Raw genomic sequence first — 21,224 nt, 5'->3', positions numbered from 1 at the left:
CATCGCAAAACTGAATGATGTTAAGGGCTTGTCTATGGCGGCTTGCTGTGGTAGACCGCAGCCGGGGTCTGGAGGGATTCCCCGTTCTTTAACATCCAGCGGATCGATTGGACAACTCACAAGCGATTACACCATTAACGGTTAAGCCTTGGAGGGGTTCCAAATGAAACGTAATAAGCTTGCGCTCTCACTCGCAGGTTTGCTGCTAGCCCCTGCTTCCGGAATTGTTCTTGCACAAAGCGCACCGACTACCGATGCGCAGGGTCAACAGGCAACTACGCAATCAGCGCCACTGCAGCAGCCAGCTCCGGGCAACGCCAAACAATTGCAGACCATTACGGTAACGGGGTCTGCATTGCCACGCGTTGATACAGAAACTCCATCGCCAGTGACCGTCATTACGGCACAGCAAATTGCGCGCAGCGGCTTTACCACGGTGGCCGACGTCGTGCGATCTATCTCGGCTGACAACAGCGGCTCCATTCCGAACGCGTTCGGTTTGGGCTTCGCAGCCGGCTCATCGGGTGTGGCATTGCGCGGTCTGACCGTCAATTCAACTGTCGTGTTGATCGACGGCAAGCGCGCCGCCAGCTATCCGCTTTCAGACGATGGGCAACGCTCCTTCGTCGATTTGAACACCATTCCGCTTAACGCTGTCGAGCGTATCGAAGTCTTGAAGGATGGTGCATCGTCGATCTACGGTGCCGATGCCATTGCCGGCGTCGTCAACATCATCCTCAAGCCGGGCTACCACGGAGTCGAAGGATCCGTTGACATCGGTAATTCCCAGCATGGCGGCGGCTTCACCAAGAAAGCCACGTTCCTGGCCGGTGGTGGTGATCTGGATACGGATCACTACAACGCGTATTTCAGTGCGCAGTTCGAAATGGACAACCCGATCTGGAATCGCCAGCGCAGCTTTCCGTTCAATACGGGCGACTTGAGTTCCATTGGGGGCTTCAACGCTAATGCTGGCATGGGCACAGGTACCAGTGGCAATCCTGGATCCATTTACGGATCTGTTGCACCCGGCACCTTGGACCCAACCAGCACAGGTGGGTTTGTTTCCGGTGTCACGCAAGTTCCCGGATCACTTTTCCAGCCGCTACGGCCTTGCGGCAGCAACAGTACCCAGATTACCAATTCCACGGGTACTTATTGCGAGCAGGATTTCGTCAAACAGTACAACCAGGTCCAGAACAAGATGACCCAAGGTGGCTTGTATGGACGCATCACCGTAAAGATCAATGACAACACGAGAGCATATCTGTCCGGCAGCTACATGGAGTTCAAGACCCAGCAGATCCTTTTCCCGGCACAGATCCAGACCGGCACGCCGAACAACACCAATAACATTGCACTGCCGCCGGTACTGACAACAGGACCCAATGCAGGGCAGCTCAACCCCAACGATCCGTATGCCGCCGCCGGCGAGTACGCCCTGATCAACTATGCCTTTGGCGATATACCGGCGGGCATCAACTACGACAACCACAACTTGCGCGTGGTGGGCGATCTTTCCGGTACCTTGAGCGACTGGAATTACGACGCATCCGTAGCATTGAATCACGACTGGTTGCACGTCGATCAGTTCGGGTTTATCAGCTATCCGGCTCTGATCAGTGCGATCACCAGCGGGTCGTACAATTTTATCAATCCCGCTGCCAATAGCGCGTCCACCATCGCGACGCTGGCACCTCCGGTCACGAAGACATCGACGTCGGACATGGATGTGCTCGATCTGAGTGCCAACCGCGAATTATGGGATTTGCCCGGTGGCCCGATGGGTTTTGCCATTGGTGCACAGGTAAGGCATGAAGCGCAAAACGATCCGGCCTTGAATCCCAATGGTCAGTATCAAGGGCTAGGCATCGCCCAGACAGTGGGTACCCGCACGGTGGCCGGTCTTTACAGCGAATTCGATTTGCCGGTCCTCGATTCGCTGGAACTCGATGCATCAGGTCGGTTCGACCATTACAGCGACGTCGGTAATAACTTCTCACCGAAGGTGGGCTTCAAGTGGAAACCGATGGACTGGATCGCCATTCGCGGCACGTATTCCAAAGGCTTCCGGGCGCCGAGTTTTGCCGAAAATGGTTCCAGTTCGGCGCAGGGTTTCGTAACGTTCACGCCGCCGCCGAGTTTTGCCACGCTACATAGTGGCAGCCCTTACTCGACTGTCCCCTATGCATTGTCCGAGTACACCGTTGCTAATCCAAAGATCAGGCCTGAAAAAGCGCAGAGCTTCACCTTTGGCGTGGTGGTGCAACCCGTTAACTGGTTCAATGCATCGGTTGACTACTACAACATCAGGAAAAACAACGTCATTACTGGTCCGGACTATGGCGATGCCATCAACCAGTATTTTGCTAATAACGGCGTAGTAACGATACCCGGCGTCACCGCAGTGAAGGACTTGCCAGATCCCGCGGCGCCCGCGGCGCTCGCACGACCGGTAGAGTTCATCGGCGAATATACAAACGCCAATTCGCTTAGAACCCAGGGTGTAGACATTGATTTTCAGGGACACTGGGATTTCAGCAACGGCATCCACTTCATCAGCGAATTGCAGGGCACGCAGATCTTTGAGTGGAGACTGACGCTTGCGAACGGCACCGTGCAGTCATATGTCGGCACGCAAGGTCCGTATAACCTGTCCTCCGGCGCGGGCACGCCGCGTACGCGCGGATCATGGGCCAACACCATCGAATACGGTCCACTGACGGTGACGGGCACGGTGTATTACACCAGTGCATTCCAGGAAATTGCCGAAGATGTCGGTGTGGGGCCAGGTTCATGTCTATCCTTTGACGCGAACGGGAATTTCTTCCCCACTAGTTGCCGTGTTAACTCCTTCACGGACTTTGACCTCACGGGAAGCTATGCGATCAACAAGCACATCACTATTACGGCATCCGTGATGAATGTTTTTGATCGTACGCCTCCGTTCGATCCGGCCGATTACGCGGCTATCAATTACAACCCTACCTATGCCTATAGCGGCATCGTGGGGCGCTTCTGGAATGTTGGTGTAAAGGTGAAGTTCTAGTGCCGTCTATCGCATCCAAATCAAGCTTGGCGCAGTAGTCAGCGCTGTGCCAGGCTTTTTTTGAAGACCCGTCGAGACAACAACATCTTGGGCCTAGGCGAACGTTGAATCCGCCATCAGTCGATTGACCTGGACGCTGATTGCGGTAGGTTGTCTGAGGTTCTATGACCTGGGATGCCCATGCTAAGCCGCCTCTGGTTCGGCTTCTTCCTGGCCGCCACGGTAGCGGCGCTGGTGCGCTGGTTAGTGGGCGGCGATGAAACCGTCTTCGCGGCCATCGTTGCTGCGCTATTCGAGATGGCGGATCTCTCAGTCAAGGTCATGCTGCTTCTGTTTGGCACGTTGACGTTGTGGCTGGGTTTTCTCAGCATTGCCGAACAAGCAGGCTTGGTGAATGGATTGGCGCGCTGGTTGGGCCCTTTGTTTGCCAGGTTGATGCCGGAGGTACCACGCGGACACCCGGCGATTGGCTTGATCACGCTTAACTTCGCTGCCAATGCGCTAGGTCTGGATAACGCCGCTACACCGATCGGATTGCGTGCGATGCGCGAACTGCAGACGCTCAACCCGTCGGATACCACGGCGAGCAATCCGCAAATCCTGTTCCTGGTCCTCAATGCGTCATCGCTGACGCTGCTGCCGGTCACGGTATTTATGTACCGCGCGCAGGCCGGCGCGCACGATCCGACGCTGATCTTTCTTCCCGTCCTGCTGGCGCACTTTGCGTCCAACCTCGTGGGGCTGCTCTCAGTTGCCTATATGCAGCGTCTACGGCTGTGGGATCCCGTCGTCATGGGCTGGTTTCTGGGCGGCGGTTTGGTGCTGGGAGGCTTGCTGGCATTTCTCGCCTCACTGACAGCTGCTGCGCTTGCATCGTTATCTTCCTTGCTGGGTAATCTCGCATTATTCGGCATCATCATCGTGTTTCTCTGCGCAGGGGCCTACAAGCGTGTGCCGCTGTTCGAGAGCTTTATCGACGGCGCCAGGCAAGGCTTCGAGGTGTCGAAGGATTTGCTGCCGTACCTCGTCGCCATGCTTTGCATGGTAGGCGTGCTGCGTGCTTCCGGTGCGCTCGATTTTGCGCTGGACGGTGTGCGCTGGCTGGCCCAGCATGCCGGCCTGGATACGCGCTTCGTGGATGCCTTGCCGACTGCCCTGGTCAAGCCGTTTTCTGGAAGTGCGGCGCGCGCAATGCTGATCGAAACCATGCATCATTCCGGCGTGGACAGCTTCCCGGCCTTGGTAGCGGCTACCGTACAAGGCAGCACCGAAACGACCTTCTATGTGGTGGCGGTGTACTTTGGCGCGGTCGGCATTCGTCGTGTGCGACATACCGTAGGTTGCGCATTGCTGGCGGACCTGACGGGCGTGCTGGCATCGATAGCCGTGTGTTATTGGTTCTTTGGCTGAGAAACTTCTAAACGACAGGAGAAACATGGCATGCGTATGGGCCTGGCTGCCAACGCGCTTCATCACGACCACGACGACGCAGCCTTATTCCGATGGCTGAGCGCATGCGAGCAAGGCATTCGCGAATTGAATCTCGGCCTGCATGCAGTAGGGCGTACGTATGCAGCCATCACGCGTGAAGGACGACTGCCTGACTATCCTGGGTTGGTCCGCTATCCATACGGGCATGAAGGCGGCCTCATGAAATTGGTGGCCGAAGTGGTGGGCATGTCCGAATCGCGGCGTACCCTGGATGGTGCCATTTACTTGATCAACCCAGTCGATCCTTCTTCAACGTTTCCGGAAGCAGTGGCCTTGAAGCGTCAATGCGTGATTCATCAGAAACCGTTTATCTCGACGGTGGCATCCGCACGCGACTGGATCGAGGTGGAGCGGATGCACGCAGGCATGGCGGCCGATCCTGGCGCTGACGATTTGCATGCCTTGGAGAGCCACACCATCGCCCTGATTGCGCACGACGCGATGAAGCCGCAGATGATGGCGTACGCAGCCGATCATTTCGATGTGCTTTCGCGCTTCGCCTGGCGTGTCGGCACAGGTACGACAGGACAGCAGCTGAACGAACTTGCCTGGAGCCGCGGCTGGCCGCAGGACGAACCGTGGGTGGAGCGTTATCAGAGCGGTCCGATGGGAGGCGATGCGCAGATTGCTGATCTGGTATTGGAGCGGCGGTGCCAGCGTGCGATTTTTTTTGAAGATCCGCATGTGGCGCGCCAGCATGAAGCGGACATCCAATTGCTGGAGCGCGCTGTGACCACGGTCACCGACGAAGCTGTCTGCATGACGTCCCCTCGCGTGGCGGCGCGTTGGGCCAATGCCGTACGGCGACGCATGGCGCAACGTCGCTAGCGATACCGGAGAGAGTGCGCGTACCTATGTGCCTGATCGCATGTGCTTGGCAAGTTCATCCTCGCTGGCGCCTTGTGTTGGCCGGCAATCGCGATGAGTATCACGCCCGACCCAGTGCCGCCTTGTCGCGCTGGGCGGATTTGCCCGTCATCGGTGGTAGAGACCTTGAGGCGGGCGGTACCTGGTTGGGCGTAACAGTGTCAGGTCGATGCTGTGTGGTCACCAATGTGCGTGATCCTCGCGATCCGCAACATGGCGTGTCACGAGGTTTGCTGGCCACCGATTATCTGGCGGGTGTGCCTGACGCCACCCAACATGCCGAGGCATTGCTTGACACCGCGGCGAGCTACCGTCCCTTCAATTTGCTCACTTTCGACACTGAGCGCGGTTTCTACGTGGGCAATCGGCCTTCGGTGCGCGTGCAGTTGATCGAGCCCGGCATACACGGTTTGTCCAACGCCGACTTCAATACGCCTTGGCCCAAGACGCGCGCATTGATGGAAAGGATGGAAGCGTGGATGAGCGCCGGTCATGAGGTCGACTTCGACCCCTTGTTCCGCGCGCTGGCGGACGAACACCAGGCGCCCGATGAATGGCTGCCCGATACCGGCGTAGGGCTGGAGCGCGAGCGCTGGCTGTCCTCCGCCTTCATTCGTGGCGAGGAGTACGGCACGCGCGCGAGCACCATCGTGGCCATGGGCTACGACGGCACGGGCCTGATCATGGAGCGCCGCTTTGGCCCAGGTGGTCGCTATGAGGGTGAAACAGAGCTGTCCTTCAGCCTTCCGGAAAACGACCATCCACGTAATACCAGCGATCCGCTTCCCGGACGAAGCGACTGACCTCATGCATGCGCTGCGCCTTGCCGCCGCCGTAGCGCAGACGCGCGACAAACTCGACCGTCGCTTCTTCACCCTTCTGCTCATGATGTTTTACGTCGAGCCCCAGCCAGGTGGGGGAGGGTTCTTGCGTCGCAAGTTTCAAACTTGCTGGTCGCGTGCTGGCGTGCCAGGTGGCGAGCAGATAATCCTCGCGCTTCAACACATAGGCGCTGTAACGGGATCGCATCAGTGCCTCGGCCGTGCGAGCCGTGTCGCCGGCATGTAACGGGCCGCAGCAGTGCGCGTAGCCAGCTATGTTGCCGCAAGGGCAGGGCGTGAGCGTGTCGACGACTTGCAAGGGTAGTGTCCTGCGTAACATCACCTGTCCATCCTGCGCTTGCCTCACGCAAATGCAAAGAGGGTGGGCGATGGGTGGCAGGGATCATACCTTGCAGGCCTCGGCGTTTTGCTCGTGAGGCCGGCAAATCAACGGTGTTTTAGGCGCAAGTGATTTTTATATCGCTCGTCGCATCCGCTAAGAAACGTTTGCCTCGGAGCCGGGTTTTCGTGGTCCGCTTCGACCTGGCGTGGGGACATCGCTAGGTCCTCAAAGGCGTAAACGCCTCAGTCACTGTCACTCAGCTTGAAAAACGATCCAGCGGTAAACGGCGCGTTGCCTTTACGCCGGACGTCCGCGCAGCACACGTGCCGGCAACATCAGCAAAGCACCCAGGAAGGCAAATACCGCGGTCACCGTGATACCAACCAAGCGCAGTGGCAGCAAGAGCAACCACACGATGGGATAGAGCACCAGCGCCAGCAGCGCGAGCGGCCAGCAGAACACCAACAGCAGCAACCAGAGCAGAAAGCCGACCATGAGTGTCACCCCGCGTCAACCAGAGACTTGAATGTAGCGCGACGGGCGGGGCCATGCATGTGACCTTTGACCTGCCTCCTTATGCGAACGGATTCACGCCGATCAGCACCGTATGCAGCCAGAACGCGAACACGGCCCACGCGGCGATGCCGATGACAACCGATAAGACGTCGCCCTTCACCGTTCCCGGTGGATAGACGGTGCCATCGCGCCGGTCGCGCCGGCGTGACGCCTGGTAGAGAACGATTGCCCACAGGAGAAAAGCCCCAAACAGCACCACGTCGCGCAGCATACCGATAGCCAGCAGATGGCCGAACGCCCAGGTCTTCACGGCCAGTACCTGCGGATGACCCAGCTTCGCCTTGATGTGGTTCTTGGGTATGCGCGCTGCAGCGAGCAGGATGAATGCGATCAGCATGAAGAGCGCATTGAGATGCCGCAACCAGGCGGGCGGCGCATACAGCAGTACGGGATGCTGCCTAGTCAAGATGAAGCCCCAGACAATCAGCACGAAACCGATGAGCGCGAGAACGGAGTAAAGACTCTTCCAGCGATTCAGGCCCATGCGTTCGACCTGATGCGTGCGCCAGCTGTCGGCCACGATGCGGATGGAATGCAAACCCAGGAACAGGATCAAACCGAGGATCAGCACGAGCATGGCAGCAACCTCAAGCGTGATGGCGGTAGATGATACGACTGGGATGGCGAGCACGCATCGTCGATCGTGTGATCAGCGCGTACGCCTACAGCTCTTCATCATTTCCGCACGAATCGATCCGTACCACCAGTGCCAATGCGCCGATATCAAGCGTGACACGGGCGGCCGGATGCGTCGGAAGCCATGCATCGCCAGGTCGCAGCCGTCCCTCGGACGTATCGACATGCCCACGTGCGCAATAGATCAGTGCCACGCCATCATCTACCACTTGCCTGCCTGGATCCTCCCACGTCACCAGTTCACCATGCACTTTTGAACGGCGCAGCATGAGGTTGAAGTCGCGGGTGGCGCCGCCGTGCAGCGTGATGGTGACGTTTGCGTCGCCGGAAAACGCGAAGGGCTCGAATGGCGTGGTAAGCGCATGTACACGCCCGTTGTCCAGCTGCATGGTGAAGCCATCCCCTTCGAGCAGCGCGATATAACGATCGATGCCTGCGAAAGAAGAAAACGGCGCGGCACTGTCGACCTCGGCCACGCTCACACGCCAGACGAAATCTTCCATGCTTGCGCTTGCGGGATGGACGGCCAATTCACGGGTGTGCCCCATGCCGTTCTTCCAGGGCATGGCAGGACAATCGCGCAGGCGGACGATACTCATGCGTGGCGCTCGATAACGCGTTGAAAGGGTGGCAATGCCTTTAGCATCTGACTTCCGTATTGCCGGGTGACGACACGGCGGTCCAGCAACACGATGCGTCCGCGGTCCGTTTCGTTGCGGATCAGGCGGCCGCAGTATTGGATGAGCAGCCGTGTCGCTTCAGGTATGGCAACTTCGAGAAAAGGATTGCGTCCACGCGATTCCAGCCATTCGGCATAGGTGGCACCCACTGGGTCGGTGGGCACGGCGAACGGAAGCTGCGTGATCACCACGGTCTCGCAAAGCTTTCCAGGGAGATCCAAGCCTTCGCCGAAAGACGCAAGACCGAACAGCGTGCTGCCTTTGCCAGCTTCGATCGCCGCCGTGTGTTCGGCGATAAGTTGTGCTTTGCCGAGCGAGCCCTGCGCGCGGACTTTACGCACTTTGTCGATGGGCAGGCGCTGCAAGACACGTTCCAGTTTTGCGCGCGATGTGAATAACACCAGGTTGCCGGCGTCCCAGTCCAGATGCTCGGCCAGCCAGTCGGTGATCTCCTGTGCGTGCTGCTCACGTGCGTCGGGCAAGGCCGACAGGGCCGGCACTTCCAGGCGTGCCTGTGCGCTGAGGTCAAAAGGAGACGGCAGGCTTACGGTCGTGGCGTCGTCTGGCAATCCCACCGCATCGGCGAATCCGCGGAAATTGCCACCCGCGCTAAGCGTGGCTGACGTCATCACGACCGCGCTGGCGTTATCCCACAGGATCGTTCGCAGCAAGGCCCCTGCCGAGACAGCCGAGGCATGGCACACCAACTGCTGATCGTGCGAAAGGGTTACCCAACGTGCCAGCGGCGGCGCGTGCTCGGGATCGTCGATGGACCACGCGCGCCACGTGCGAACCTGGCGATCGATGCGTTCCAGCGCGATACCCAGCTCGCGCGAAAGCGCTTCCTGCGTAGGTCCGCCTTCGCTCATCTCGGTGACGGTGCGGCGCACTGCGGTCAGCCAGCGCTGCACTTCGGCGCTGGCGATGTAAAGCAGGCTCGCGTGATGCACCCAATGCTCTGGCAACTGTCCGAGCGAACCCCGATACATCGGTTCGGTCTCCGCGGGATCCGGCATCCAGGATTGGCGAATTTCCTTTTCCAGGCCTTCCAGGGCATCGCTCAACTCTTGCAGCTTTTCATCGCCGGCATCGAGCGTCAGCTTGCCGATTACTTCTTTATCGGTCAGTGAGTAGGCCGCGTGGACCTGCCGGCCGAGGCGACTGATCTGGCGCACGGCCGTTCCAAGCGGTACATCCGAAGCGCCACGGTCGATGGTTTTACCGGGCATGTGATGCGCTTCGTCGAACACATACACGGTATCGTCCGGTTTCGGCAAAATCACGCCGCCCCAGTTATCGTCATCGCCCGGCATGGTGAGATCGGACAGCACCAGGTCCTGGTTGGCGACGACGATCTCCGCATCCGCTACCGCACGACGTGCTGCAAAGAACGGGCATGCCATGAAGTGTGCGCAACGCCGGCCCGTGCAGCCGCCTGCGCTGGTAGTGACCATCGCGCGCAACATGTCACCCGGTGTTTCGGGCGCCGTATCCATATCGCCGTTCCATTCGTTACGATCGAACGTGTCGACGAGTTTGCGCAAGACCAGCTTGTCGCGTTCTCCCGGTGGTTTGCTCCATAACGCGAGATCGGCATCGAAGCCCAAGCCCATCTGGCCACTATCGCCAAGACTCACTGCAGCCATACGCAAGTTGCGGGGACACAGGTAGCGGCCCCGGCCCTTGGCGAGCGCAACTTTCGCGGTGCTGCCATGAAGCTTCAGGTAAAGAGGAATATCACGTTCAACCAATTGCTCTTGCAGCGCCACCGTGGCGGTTGCGATGAGCAGCTTCTTTTTCAGTGCGCGGGCGACTTCTACACCAGCAACCAGGTAAGCCATGGACTTACCGGTGCCAGTCGGCGCTTCGATCACCGCGGCGCCACCGCTTTGCGCCAGCGTGCGCGCCACTTCAGCAATCATGCGTAGCTGCGCGGGGCGTGCGCGAAAGCCGGGTAGCCCTTCTTTGACGCGGCCATAGGCGTCGCGAATGGCATCCTTCAGCGTGTCAGTAAGCATGCGTCGCCTGATCAACCATGCTCAAGGCGACCGCTTCCGCGACACGAATGCCATCGACGCCAGCCGAGAGAATGCCGCCGGCATAACCGGCGCCCTCTCCCGCAGGAAACAGGCCACGCGTGTTCAGGCTCTGGCAGTCCTCATCGCGACGGCGTATCCGCACCGGTGACGACGTGCGTGTTTCTACGCCCGTGAACACGGCGTCCGGCCGTGCAAAGCCTTTTATTTTGCGGTCGAACGCAGGCATCGCTTCGCGAATGGCTTCGATGGCATAGTCCGGCAACGCATGCGACAGATCAGTGAGATGTACACCCGGCTTATAGGACGGCAGCACGTCACCGAGTGCGGTCGATGCGTGGCCCCTCAAGAAGTCGCCGATGAGCTGGCCCGGCGCTTCATACGTGCCGCCGCCCAACGCAAAGGCGCGACTTTCCAGATGGCGTTGCAGAGCAATGCCGGCGAGGGGGCTGCCGCTGTCGTCATAGGGCGTGAAATCGCTGGGATCGACGCCTACCACGATGGCGGCATTCGCATTGCGCTCGTTGCGCGAATATTGGCTCATGCCATTGGTGACGACCCGGCCCGGCTCGCTGGTAGCGGCCACCACCGTGCCGCCCGGGCACATGCAAAAACTGTAGACCGACCGGCCATTGCGACAGTGGTGCACCAGCTTGTAGTCGGCGGCGCCGAGCAAGGGGTGGCCGGCCTGCGGACCGAAGCGGGCGCGATCGATCAGTGACTGTGGATGTTCGACACGAAAGCCGACCGAGAACGGTTTGGCTTCGAGATATACGCCACACCGATGCAGCATTTCATAGGTATCACGCGCGCTGTGTCCCAGCGCCATGACCACGTGGTCGGTGCGAATCTCTTCACCGTTTGCCAACACCACGCCACGGATCTGGCGTGCGCCATCCGCGGCCTGCTCGATCTCAAGATCGTCGACACGATGTTGGAAGCGGATGTCGCCTCCCAGCGATTCAATCGTGCGACGCATGGTCTCGACCATCGTCACCAGACGGAAGGTGCCGATGTGCGGCTTGCTCACATAGATGATCTCTTCCGGTGCGCCAGCCTTGACGAATTCGACCAATACCTTGCGGCCGTAATGCTTCGGATCGGAAATCTGGCTGTAAAGCTTGCCGTCGGAAAACGTTCCAGCACCGCCTTCGCCGAATTGCACGTTCGATTCCGGGTGAAGATGGCGCTTGCGCCAGAGATCCCAGGTGTCCTTGGTGCGCTCACGCACCGCCTTGCCGCGTTCCAGGATGATGGGACGGAACCCCATCTGCGCCAGAATCAGGCCGGCGAACAGGCCGCACGGCCCCATGCCGATCACCACCGGACGATGCACATGGCCTTGCAGCGTTCGGCCATGTCCGGCCGAATTTTGACTTTCGCTCTTCGCGACCGGCGTGTCGTGTGAAAACAAGGCCGGTGCCTTCGCGACGAAGCGGTATTCCATATCGGGCGTCGGGCGTACGTGCGGATCGCCTGCAAAGCGCTGCAACAAGCTTGTTTCGTCCGCGACGTCCACATCCAACGTATAGACCAGTTCGATCGCACCGCGTTTGCGTGCGTCATAGCCACGCCGAAACACACTGTAGCCACGAATGGCCTGGACGCTGATGTGCAGTTTGGCGCAGATAGCCGCCGCCAGCGCCTCGTCGGCGTGGTCCAGCGGCAACTTGATATCGGTCAGTCGCAGCATTGCGGGGCAAGACGAAATGGGAAACGCTATTGTCTCACGTTGCCTGCCACCGCTGCGGCCCGTGCCGGTGCGCCTTCTCAGGCCTCAGCAGCGATCCGCCGCAAGGTCTGCTCGAATACCTCGGGCGGCTGACCGCCCTGGATCAGATAACGGCCGTTGACGATCACCGACGGTACCGCATGAATGCCTTGCTGCTGGTAAAAGCGTTCCTGCTCACGCACCTCTTCTGTGTATCGTCCACTGTCCAGCACCTCGCGTGCCTCGGCCGGGTCCAAACCGACTTCACCAGCAACCTGCGTCAACACTTCATGTGAACTGACGTCGTGGCCCTGGGTGAAATAGGCTTCCAGCAACGCGAGCTTCAGCGCGTATTGCTTGCCTTGCCCTTCGGCCCAGTGCAGCAGGCGATGCGCATCGAAAGTGTTGTAAATGCGGCTGCGGCGGTCCATGTTGAAAGTGAAACCCACACTCGCTCCGCGTTGCCGGATCCCTTCTTGGTTCTTGGCCATCTGTTCGGGTGTGCTGCCGTACTTATGTGCCAGGTGCTCCGCTACATCTTCGCCTTCCGGTGCCATCTGAGGATTCAGCTCGAACGGGTGGAAGTGCAGATCCGCCACAAGCTCACCATCCAATCGCTGCAGTGCTTGCTCCAGGGATTTCAAGCCGACGGCGCACCAGGGGCAGACGACGTCGGAAACGAAGTCGATCGTGAGTGAGGTTGGATTGGCCACGCTGGACTCCTGTGCCGGTTCTCGCTGATTTCAGCCAATTGGGGATGACACGGCGCGTAATCAATGCGCAGGCGGCAAGGCTCGCACCTGTACGATCGACCCGGAAAAGAAAAAGGCTGCGTATCGCGATACGCAGCCTCTTGCATCAGCACGGCATGATTACGGCTTGCCGGTGAAATCCTGCTTGCCGATGTTCGCGCCGGCCTTGCGGATGAGGTTGTAGGCCGTGGTGCAATGGAAGAACAGGTTCGGAATAACAAAGTGCAGGAGATAAGCCTGGCCTTCGAAATTCACCTCGCCGTTGCGCGTCTTCAATTGGATGGCGCGCGTTTCGCTACCGTCGATCTGCTCAGGTTTGAAGCTCTTGATGTAATCGATGGCGCGTTCGATACGCGAATACAGCTCTTCGAACGAGGTTTCGTTGTCCTCGAACTTCAGCGGATCCACGCCGGCCAGGCGCGCGGTGCCGTTCTTGGCCATATCCGTGGCGATCTGCACCTGCTTGACCAGCGGAAGCATGTCCGGAATCAGGCGGCTTTGCAGCATCACCGACCCTTCCACGCTTTTTTCCCCCGCGTGTTTTTCGCCGAGCTTGAGTACATGATGGAGATTGGTCAGTGCGCGTACGAAGACGGGCACGGAAGCTTGGTACATCGAGAGGCTCATCGGGATGACTCCGGGTGATCGTTGGGGAGTGGTTCGGGAACGACGACATCCGCTACGGGCGAAAGCTCGCCTGCCAGCGAAGCGCCGGAAAGAGTGTCAGAAGCATGTGCGACACGCAGATGTCGTATCGCGTAATGAGCAACGACGATCGCCGCGCTGAGCAACATGGCGGCCAGCACGAAGGAAATGCCCGGCAGATGCAGCGGGGCATGATGGCTGATGAACAGCGCAAACAAGTTCGCAAACAGCGCAGGTCCGAAAATGCCGGCCAGACTGGCCAGGCTGCTCAGCGCGCCTTGCAGGCGGCCCTGTTCATCAGGATCCACTTGCTGGGTCATGAGCGCCTGCGCAGGCGGTCCGGCGAGACCGCCCATGCAGAGGAACGGAATGCCTATGAGAAAGACCCACGGCACGGCCGCCAGGCCGAAAAACAGATAACCGATCATGCACAGCGGCAAGCCGATCATGATCAGCCGGCTTTCGCCAAGTTTTGGCATGAGGCGCCGTACCAATCCTGCTTGCACGATGCCGCTGCAAAGGCCGACGAGGCCGAGGGTATAGCCCACTGCCTGCGGGCCCCAGCCATAGCGATAGTCGGTGTAGAGCACGTAAGTGGAGTTGAGCGAAAACTGCGCCAGGTTGATCAGGAAGTACACCGTCGCCAGTGAGAACACCTGCGGATAGCGACGCAGCAACACCAACGCACCGAACGGATTGGCATGACGCCAGTCGAAGCGCTTGGTGCGGCGCTCCGGCGGCAACGATTCCGGCAGCACGAAGAAGCCGTAGCAAAAGTTGATCAGGGAAAGGCTCGCTGCCACCCAGAATGGCAGGCGAATGCTTACATGTCCCAGGAAGCCACCCAGGGCTGGCCCGATGATGAAGCCGATCGCAAAGGCGGCGCCGAGCATGCCGAACGCGGCAGCGCGCTTTTCCTTCGGCACGATGTCAGCGATATAGGCATTCGCGGTGGAAAAGCTGGCGGCGCAGATGCCGGAGATGACGCGACCGATAAACAGCAGCCACACCACCGGCGCCAGCGCCATGACGATGAAATCGACGCCCAACCCAAAGCTTGAAATCAGGATGACTGTGCGGCGGCCGAAACGGTCCGACAACGTGCCTTGCACCGGTGAGAACAGGAACTGCATCAGCATGTAAATCGTGCCGAATGCGCTGGCCCACACGGCCGCCCGGGCAATGCTGCCACCGCTGAGTTCCACGATCAGGTGCGGTAACACCGGAATGATGATGCCGAAGGCCAGCATATCCAGCATCACCGTGACGAAGATGAAAGCAAATGCGGCAGATTGGCGGGAGGTAGGGGGGAGTGAGGCAGAATCCATGCGAGAGGCGCTACAGGCAGCGAAAGAACGAAAGTACCAACGATAGCCGATGCGGCCATGGTTGGCATGGGTCAAAGCGTGCAGGAAATGTCGCGGACCGGCTTATTTTTGCGCTTTCCTGCCGCAGAAGCGGGAAGATCTTGCGAATACGCCGCGTAGCAGCATGAAACCAAAGCGTGTCAGCGACATGGCAATCGTTGCAAGGCGTCAGCTCACTTCTCACCCGATCTTCTCGAAGATTAAGCGTGGCTTGAAGGCCGCATCACCGTGGCGGCTGCATCAATTCCCGCGGACTGAGGTAACCGTCATGGTTGCGATCGAGCCGTTGAAACTCCCGCCTCAAATCGTCTTGCCAATTCTTCAGCGTGACCGGCTTGCCGTGGCCGCCCGGTAGCTCGTCGAGCTCCAGGACGCCGTCATGGTTGCGGTCCAGCCGAAAAAAGCCCTCGCTCATGTAAGCGACGTACTCGGCTTCATTGATCCTGCCGTCGCCATTGGCATCCATCGCCTGGAACAGCGCTTTCGCCGTACCTTGCGCAAGTGTGGTCAGGGGCAGCGACAGCAGCAGGATAGCTACGACGCAGCGCATCAGCGCCGGGCGCCGTGGATACCGATGAAGTCGAGGAATTCCGCGCGCGTGCGCGCATCGTCGCGGAAGCTGCCGAGCATCTGGCTGGTGATCATCGACACGCCACGCTTGTGGACACCGCGGGTGGTCATGCATTCGTGGCTGGCGTCGACCACTACGGCCACACCGATCGGATGCAGGTTATCCTGGATGCAGCGCGCGATTTCCGCGGTCATCTTTTCCTGTACCTGGAAGCGGCGTGCATACGCATCCACCACACGCGCCAGCTTGCTGATGCCGACCACGCGATTGGTGGGCAGATAACCGACGTGCGCGCGACCGATGATCGGCGCCATGTGATGCTCGCAATGGCTCTCGAATTCGATATCGCGCAGGACCACCATTTCATCGTACCCGGCTACTTCCTCGAAGGTACGACGCAGGTATTCGCCCGGATCGATCTGATAGCCGCTGAACCAGTCGCGATAGGCTTTCACCACGCGACGCGGCGTGTCGATCAAGCCTTCGCGCTGCGGGTCTTCGCCCGCCCAGCGCAACAGCGTGCGCACCGCCTCTTCGGCTTGTTCGCGGGTGACGTCGGTGGGCTCGTGCTCGCTCATGCGGCTTCCTTGGTGCTCTCCAGTCCTGCAAGTGTAACGCCCGCGTCAAGATGGTAGGGTCAGGGGCCGGCCGAACCCCAGGCGGCCAGCCCTGTTCCCCATCGTTGTCCGAGTCCTTTTTTATGACCCGCTACATTAATCGCGATACCAGGCTTTGCATGTCACTGTCGGCCCGTCCCGGCAATTTCGGCACGCGTTTTCAAAATTTCCTGTACGAGGCACTCGACCTGAATTACGTCTACAAGGCCTTTACCACGCGCGATCTGCCAGCGGCGATCGGCGGCATGCGAGCCTTGGGCATTCGGGGCTGCGCGATCTCGATGCCGTTCAAGGAGGCTTGCCTCCCACTCGTCGATTCGATCGATGCATCGGCTACCGCCATCGCGTCGATCAATACCATCGTCAACGACGATGGCCATCTGCATGCGTACAACACCGATTACATCGCGGTGCGCGCCTTGATCGAGCAGCACGGCCTCACGCCCGACATGCGGCTGGCCTTGCGCGGCAGCGGCGGCATGGCAAAAGCGGTGGCCTGTGCGTTTCGCGATGCAGGTTTCCGGCACGGTTACATCGTGGCGCGTAATGCAGCCACCGGCCAAAAGCTGGCCGAGGTCAGCGGATGGGCATGGGCGGCCGATATGTCCGCTCTGCAGGCGGATGTATTGGTCAATGTCACGCCCATCGGCATGGAAGGCGGCGCGGAAAAAGACGAGCTTGCCTTCGACAAGACCGTCGTGGAGCGCGCGCGCGCGGTCTTCGATGTCGTGGCCGATCCGCCGGAGACGCCGCTGATTCGTCTGGCTCGATCGCTGGGCAAGCCGGTGATGACCGGCGCTGAGGTGATCGTGCTGCAGGCGGTGGAGCAGTTCGTGCTTTACACGGGCGTGCGGCCAGACGATGCCTTGATTGCGCGCGCCGCGGAACATGCGTTGAGGTAATTTTTGCTCCCTCTCCCTGGAAGGGAGAGGGATATCTCTCTCGATGCTGTCAGTCTTCGGTCACTTCTTCATCGCTGGCCAGCGGATCTCCCAGCAACTGTTGCGCCTGTTCGCCGGGTAGCGATTCCACGTCGCGCAGTTTGCGTTCGATCGCCCGCGTGCGTACGGTGGTGTTGTCGATGTGCTTGCTGGCTTCATCCAGCTTTTTGCGCACCATTTTCAGTACGTCGCCGAATTTGCCGAATTCGTTCTTTACCGCGCCGAGCAACTGCCAGACTTCGCTGCTGCGCTGCTGGATCGCCAGCGTGCGAAAGCCCATCTGCAAGCTGTTGAGCAAGGCGGACAAGGTCGTCGGCCCGGCCACGGTGACGCGCTGTTCGCGCTGCAGGCTGTCGAATAGTCCAGGACGGCGGATGACTTCTGCGTAAAGTCCCTCCGTGGGCAGGAACAGAATCGCGAAATCGGTCGTTGCGGGTGGTGCGATGTATTTCGCGCGAATGGTCTTGGCCTCGTCGCGCACGCGACGCTCCAGGGCTGCGGCTGCGCGCTCCATAGCGTCCGCGTCGGCCTGCTGCTGCGCATCGAGCAAGCGCTCGTAGTCTTCGCGCGGGAATTTCGCATCGATCGGCAGCCACACGGGATGGTCACGATCGCCGCCGGGCAGGCGAATCGCAAATTCCACCCGTTCGTCAGAACCGGGAACCGTGGCGACGTTGGCAGCGTATTGTTCGGGTACGAGCATCTGGTCCAGCAGCGCACCCAGCTGCATTTCGCCGAGAATGCCGCGGGTTTTCACATTGCTCAGCACGCGCTTGAGGTCGCCCACGCCACTGGCGAGCGATTGCATTTCGCCCAGTCCGCGCTGTACCGCCTCCAGCCGCTCCGAGACGAGCTTGAACGATTGCCCCAGTCGCGTTTCCAGCGTGGATTGCAGCTTTTCATCCACCGTGGCGCGCATCTGCTCCAGCTTGCTGGCGTTGTCCTGCTGGATGGCACCGAGCTTGGTTTCGAGCGTTGTGCGTACTTCGCCGAGGCGCTTTTCGTTATCCGTGGCCAGCGTCGCCAATTGATGCTTCTGCTGTTCGCCGAGCTGATTGAGCGTGGCCGCGAGTTCTTCACGTCCTCGGCGTGATTCTTCGATCAGGCGTTGCGAAAGCGCTTGCAGGCCTGTGTCGGTGCGCTCGGTGAGCGTATCCAGGCGCTGCCCGAACTGTGTCAGTGACTGACTCTGCTCGCTCCGTCCCGCTCGCTGCTCCTGGGCCAGGGCTTCGCGTAGATGGCGCAGATCGTCCTTCAACGCATCCAGTTTGGCCTGCATTCCCGCGTCGCCGCGTCCCCGCAACAGTGTCATCACCTGCAGGGCAAGCAGCACGACGAGCAGAATCAAAAGAAGATCGGACAGGGGCATGGGAGCATTCCGGCAAGATTAGGTACAGTCTACGCGCAGTCGTATCAGCTTCTGAGATCAGCGCAGTTCGTAAAGCAGGCCCTAATACGAAGCGGTGGGAGTACAGGCTTTGACGAATGCATTAGAGATCCGCATGAAACTGTTGGCGGCGCTTATTGCCTTGGTAGCGTGGCTTGGCGTCGCGTTGCAGCTCTGGCTTTCGTTCCGCTTGACCCGCGCAATGGGCATGACGACGCTGCAAGGATTGGCGATTTATTTGGGCTACTTCACGGTATTGACCAACATCCTGGTCGGCATAGCCGTTACTTGGCCACTGGCGCTGCCATCATCTGCATGGGGCCGGTTCTTTGCACGTCCGTTTGCAATGGGTGGCGTTACGGTGAGTATCGCCTTTGTGGGCGCCGCATACTTCGCGTTGCTGCGACACATATGGAATCCGCAAGGGTGGCAGCTTGTGGCTGACGTCCTCATGCATTACGTCGTACCGTCACTGATGTTGATCTACAGCGTGATGGCTTTGCGGCATGCGAGGCTGTCATGGACGGCGCCACTCGGATGGAGTCTTTATCCCATGGTGTATTTCGTTTACGTGCTGGTCCGAGGCACGCTCATGGGGCGCTATCCCTACGGGTTTATCGATGTGTCGCAACTGGGCTACGCCATCACCCTGCGCAACGCCGTTTTTCTGCTTATCGCTTTTCTGCTGCTGGCCTATGCGCTGATGCTGATATGGCGCGTTGATCCCCGGCGCCTTACTCCACCCGGCAGAACACCGCCTTGAGGTAGCGACTTTCTGGTACATCGGCACGCACCGGGTGGTCTGCGCCAGCGCCACGCACTTCCAGGATCTGGATTTCACGTCCGGCGTTCCATGCCACGCGTCGCAGCATTCCCAGGAAATCTTCTTCGCTTACGAGACCGGTGCAGGAGCAGGTCAGCAGCAAACCGCCGGGCGGGATGATGTCCAGGGCCAGCCGGTTCATGGCGAAGTATTTCTTCAAGGCGTCGATCACCTTGGTGCGGTCGCGCGTTAATTTGGCGGGGTCGAGAATCACTGCATCGTACCGTTCGCCGCGTCCGTTGGCCTGGCGCAACCAGTCGAATATATCGGCTTGTTCAAAGCGGATGGCGAGATCGTTGGCCATCGCATTGCTGCGCGCGATATCCAGGATGCCGGCATCCATGTCCACACCAACCGCTTCACGCGCGCCGCCCGCCATGGCATGCACTGCAAAGCCGCCGGCATTGCAGCACAAATCCAGCACACGTTTGCCGCGGGCAAGCTCTGCGAAGCGGTGACGGTTTTCGCGTTGATCGGCGAAGAATCCGGTCTTGTGCCCGTACCCGGGCGCAGCGTGAAAGCGCAGGCCATGCTCATGTACCTCGACCGGCGCGGGTGCTTCCATGGCGCGGCAATCGAAGGACTCCTGCTTCTGCACATGGCTCTCAGCGAACCAATACAGGCGCGCATCGGGAAACTCGCGCAGCAGCGCGGCGTGAATGGCATCGCGGAATTTCCACATGCCTGCCGCGAAATATTCGACGACCAGGATGTCGGCGTAGCGATCCACGATCAGCCCGGACAGCCCGTCACCTTCGCTATGCACCACACGCCATGCATCCGTGACGGCATCCAGATGCAACCATTCACGGCGCAGGCGCACGGCCCGCGCAATGCGCGCGGCAATCCATTCCGCATCGATGGATTCGTCAACACTACGGGTGAGCAGGCGCAACGCAATGCGTGCATGACCATTCCAGAAGCCGCGGCCCACGAAGCGATCTTTCGCATCCACGACCTCGACCACGCTGCCGGGCGGCAGGCGCGTTTCAGGCTTATGCACCTGCGCCGACCACACCCATGGGTGGCCAGGCGTGCGGTCGGATTTCAGGCGGATAACAGGCAGTGCGGCAGTGGCATTCATCGGCACATGATAATGGCAGGCGTTCTCCGGCTCTGCCGGGAACGCCGTGATCCCTTCCAAGGAGGGAAGATCAACGCAATTTCAGGACCAGCCAGCACAGCAACGCCAGCAGATTGATACCCAGATGCGAGGCTGACGGACCGGCGAAGGCCAGCACAAACCCCTGGCTGCCGAGACGCCATGCCAGTTCCGGATGCAGCGGCATGCGCAGTGTCACGAACAGGTTGATGAAGGCCCCGCAATGCAGTGCATAGCTGAAGATTGGCGTGGCGACAAGCGGCAGCTGTAGCAGTTGCGCCACACCGGAGAAGCGGATGCCGCGCTCGCTGTTTTCCAGCAGGAGTACGCCGGCTACCAGGACGAAGGCATACACCGCAAAAGCGATCAGGCCGATCGCCGCCGTGCGCAGTGGGCCGAAAGCAAGCAGGCGCGGAAGGACGCCCACCATGCCGTAAAAACCGCCCGCCACTTCAAGAATGCCGATCAGGCGAAACAGAATCTGACGCATGCAAACATCCTGAGAAAGAAAAAGAAACGATGCGCTTCCCTCGCTGCAGGCAGGGGAGCTGGAGTAGGGGGCGAGCTTGCCGCACGTTCGATGAACTCCGTCACACCTTGCCGCCATCTCCTTGGCCGCACGCAGGAAAGGCGAACCGCGGGTGGCATGGCGGAAACAGACTGAAATTTTACCTGATCGGCGCGGCACGCGGTGTTTGCGCGCCACCGAAAAATTTGCCGTTATCTCGGTGAAAGCCGCTGGGCTCTGGTTTTCATCCCTCGTAGCGCCGGTTGAAAATTTTCTACCGACCTTGCCGCCGGTGTGCCGA

Annotated in this window: 20 protein-coding genes; 6 read left to right on the top strand and 14 right to left on the bottom strand. The window is 59.8% G+C overall.

The features are described 5' to 3' along the window. Positions 1-163: 163 nt before the first annotated feature. From AC4HNJ_RS12205 to AC4HNJ_RS12190, 4 genes are all read left to right on the top strand, one after another. Positions 164-3,049: a TonB-dependent receptor plug domain-containing protein gene (locus tag AC4HNJ_RS12205; RefSeq protein ID WP_490479854.1), complete on the top strand. Its 2,886-nt coding sequence runs from the start codon at positions 164-166 to the stop codon at positions 3,047-3,049. A gap of 180 nt (positions 3,050-3,229) precedes the next feature. Next, entirely contained in the window at positions 3,230-4,459 is a 1,230-nt protein-coding gene (locus AC4HNJ_RS12200; RefSeq protein ID WP_490479853.1) for a nucleoside recognition domain-containing protein, read from the top strand. 30 nt (positions 4,460-4,489) lie between these two features. Then, entirely contained in the window at positions 4,490-5,368 is an 879-nt protein-coding gene (locus AC4HNJ_RS12195; RefSeq protein ID WP_490479852.1) for a methylglyoxal synthase, read from the top strand. Between the two features lie 26 nt (positions 5,369-5,394). After that, positions 5,395-6,210: an NRDE family protein gene (locus AC4HNJ_RS12190; protein WP_490479851.1), complete on the top strand. Its 816-nt coding sequence runs from the start codon at positions 5,395-5,397 to the stop codon at positions 6,208-6,210. Here the strand turns inward: AC4HNJ_RS12190 and AC4HNJ_RS12185 are convergent. From AC4HNJ_RS12185 to folE, 11 genes are all read right to left on the bottom strand, one after another. Further along, complete coding sequence (locus AC4HNJ_RS12185; RefSeq protein WP_490479850.1) at positions 6,146-6,547, bottom strand: YchJ family protein; 402 nt, start codon at positions 6,545-6,547, stop codon at positions 6,146-6,148. The two genes, AC4HNJ_RS12190 and AC4HNJ_RS12185, sit on opposite strands and share 65 nt — an antisense overlap. Positions 6,548-6,868: 321 nt before the next feature. Further along, a complete protein-coding gene (locus tag AC4HNJ_RS12180; protein ID WP_490479849.1) occupies positions 6,869-7,066 on the bottom strand; it encodes a hypothetical protein in 198 nt (65 codons plus the stop codon). Between the two features lie 79 nt (positions 7,067-7,145). Further along, positions 7,146-7,778, bottom strand: coding sequence for an NnrU family protein (locus AC4HNJ_RS12175; protein ID WP_490479848.1), 633 nt, complete (start codon positions 7,776-7,778; stop codon positions 7,146-7,148). A 31-nt stretch (positions 7,779-7,809) separates the two neighbouring features. Next, on the bottom strand, positions 7,810-8,382 hold the full coding sequence (locus tag AC4HNJ_RS12170) for a HutD/Ves family protein (RefSeq protein ID WP_490479847.1): 573 nt from the start codon (positions 8,380-8,382) through the stop codon (positions 7,810-7,812). Beyond that, complete coding sequence (gene dinG / locus AC4HNJ_RS12165) at positions 8,379-10,481, bottom strand: ATP-dependent DNA helicase DinG (RefSeq protein ID WP_490479846.1); 2,103 nt, start codon at positions 10,479-10,481, stop codon at positions 8,379-8,381. Before dinG ends, AC4HNJ_RS12170 begins: the two co-directional genes overlap by 4 nt. After that, a complete protein-coding gene (locus AC4HNJ_RS12160) occupies positions 10,471-12,192 on the bottom strand; it encodes an NAD(P)/FAD-dependent oxidoreductase (protein ID WP_490479845.1) in 1,722 nt (573 codons plus the stop codon). The genes dinG and AC4HNJ_RS12160 overlap by 11 nt, the downstream gene beginning before the upstream one ends. A gap of 77 nt (positions 12,193-12,269) precedes the next feature. Continuing rightward, a complete protein-coding gene (locus tag AC4HNJ_RS12155) occupies positions 12,270-12,923 on the bottom strand; it encodes a DsbA family oxidoreductase (RefSeq protein ID WP_490479844.1) in 654 nt (217 codons plus the stop codon). A gap of 159 nt (positions 12,924-13,082) precedes the next feature. Further along, entirely contained in the window at positions 13,083-13,589 is a 507-nt protein-coding gene (locus tag AC4HNJ_RS12150; RefSeq protein WP_490479843.1) for a DUF1993 domain-containing protein, read from the bottom strand. Beyond that, positions 13,586-14,935, bottom strand: a complete 1,350-nt coding sequence (locus AC4HNJ_RS12145; protein ID WP_490479842.1) for a TCR/Tet family MFS transporter — start codon at positions 14,933-14,935, stop codon at positions 13,586-13,588. Before AC4HNJ_RS12145 ends, AC4HNJ_RS12150 begins: the two co-directional genes overlap by 4 nt. A gap of 262 nt (positions 14,936-15,197) precedes the next feature. After that, positions 15,198-15,524, bottom strand: coding sequence for an EF-hand domain-containing protein (locus AC4HNJ_RS12140; protein WP_490479841.1), 327 nt, complete (start codon positions 15,522-15,524; stop codon positions 15,198-15,200). After that, positions 15,524-16,123 (bottom strand): GTP cyclohydrolase I FolE, encoded by a 600-nt coding sequence (gene folE, locus AC4HNJ_RS12135; protein ID WP_490479840.1) that lies wholly within the window; start codon positions 16,121-16,123, stop codon positions 15,524-15,526. Before folE ends, AC4HNJ_RS12140 begins: the two co-directional genes overlap by 1 nt. 122 nt (positions 16,124-16,245) lie before the next feature. On the opposite strand from folE, the gene AC4HNJ_RS12130 reads away from it, so the two are divergent. Continuing rightward, positions 16,246-17,064, top strand: a complete 819-nt coding sequence (locus AC4HNJ_RS12130; protein ID WP_490479839.1) for a shikimate 5-dehydrogenase — start codon at positions 16,246-16,248, stop codon at positions 17,062-17,064. Between the two features lie 49 nt (positions 17,065-17,113). Here AC4HNJ_RS12130 and rmuC read toward each other — a convergent pair whose 3' ends face one another. Beyond that, the gene (gene rmuC / locus AC4HNJ_RS12125; protein ID WP_490479838.1) at positions 17,114-18,472 is read right to left on the bottom strand and encodes a DNA recombination protein RmuC; all 1,359 of its coding nucleotides are present in this window, start codon (positions 18,470-18,472) and stop codon (positions 17,114-17,116) included. A gap of 133 nt (positions 18,473-18,605) precedes the next feature. Here rmuC and AC4HNJ_RS12120 point away from each other — a divergent pair, with 133 nt between their 5' ends. Further along, positions 18,606-19,253: a Pr6Pr family membrane protein gene (locus AC4HNJ_RS12120; RefSeq protein WP_490479837.1), complete on the top strand. Its 648-nt coding sequence runs from the start codon at positions 18,606-18,608 to the stop codon at positions 19,251-19,253. On the opposite strand, the gene AC4HNJ_RS12115 is transcribed toward AC4HNJ_RS12120, so the two are convergent. Then, positions 19,225-20,397: a class I SAM-dependent rRNA methyltransferase gene (locus tag AC4HNJ_RS12115; RefSeq protein WP_490479836.1), complete on the bottom strand. Its 1,173-nt coding sequence runs from the start codon at positions 20,395-20,397 to the stop codon at positions 19,225-19,227. The genes AC4HNJ_RS12120 and AC4HNJ_RS12115 overlap by 29 nt on opposite strands. 70 nt (positions 20,398-20,467) lie before the next feature. Next, positions 20,468-20,905 (bottom strand): hypothetical protein, encoded by a 438-nt coding sequence (locus AC4HNJ_RS12110; RefSeq protein WP_490479835.1) that lies wholly within the window; start codon positions 20,903-20,905, stop codon positions 20,468-20,470. Between the last annotated feature and the right edge of the window lie 319 nt (positions 20,906-21,224).

It is taken from the genome of Dyella sp. SYSU CM1112 (assembly GCF_058216415.1).
Note: the sequence above shows the minus strand (reverse complement) of the source record. Positions and strands in the feature narration are given on the sequence as shown.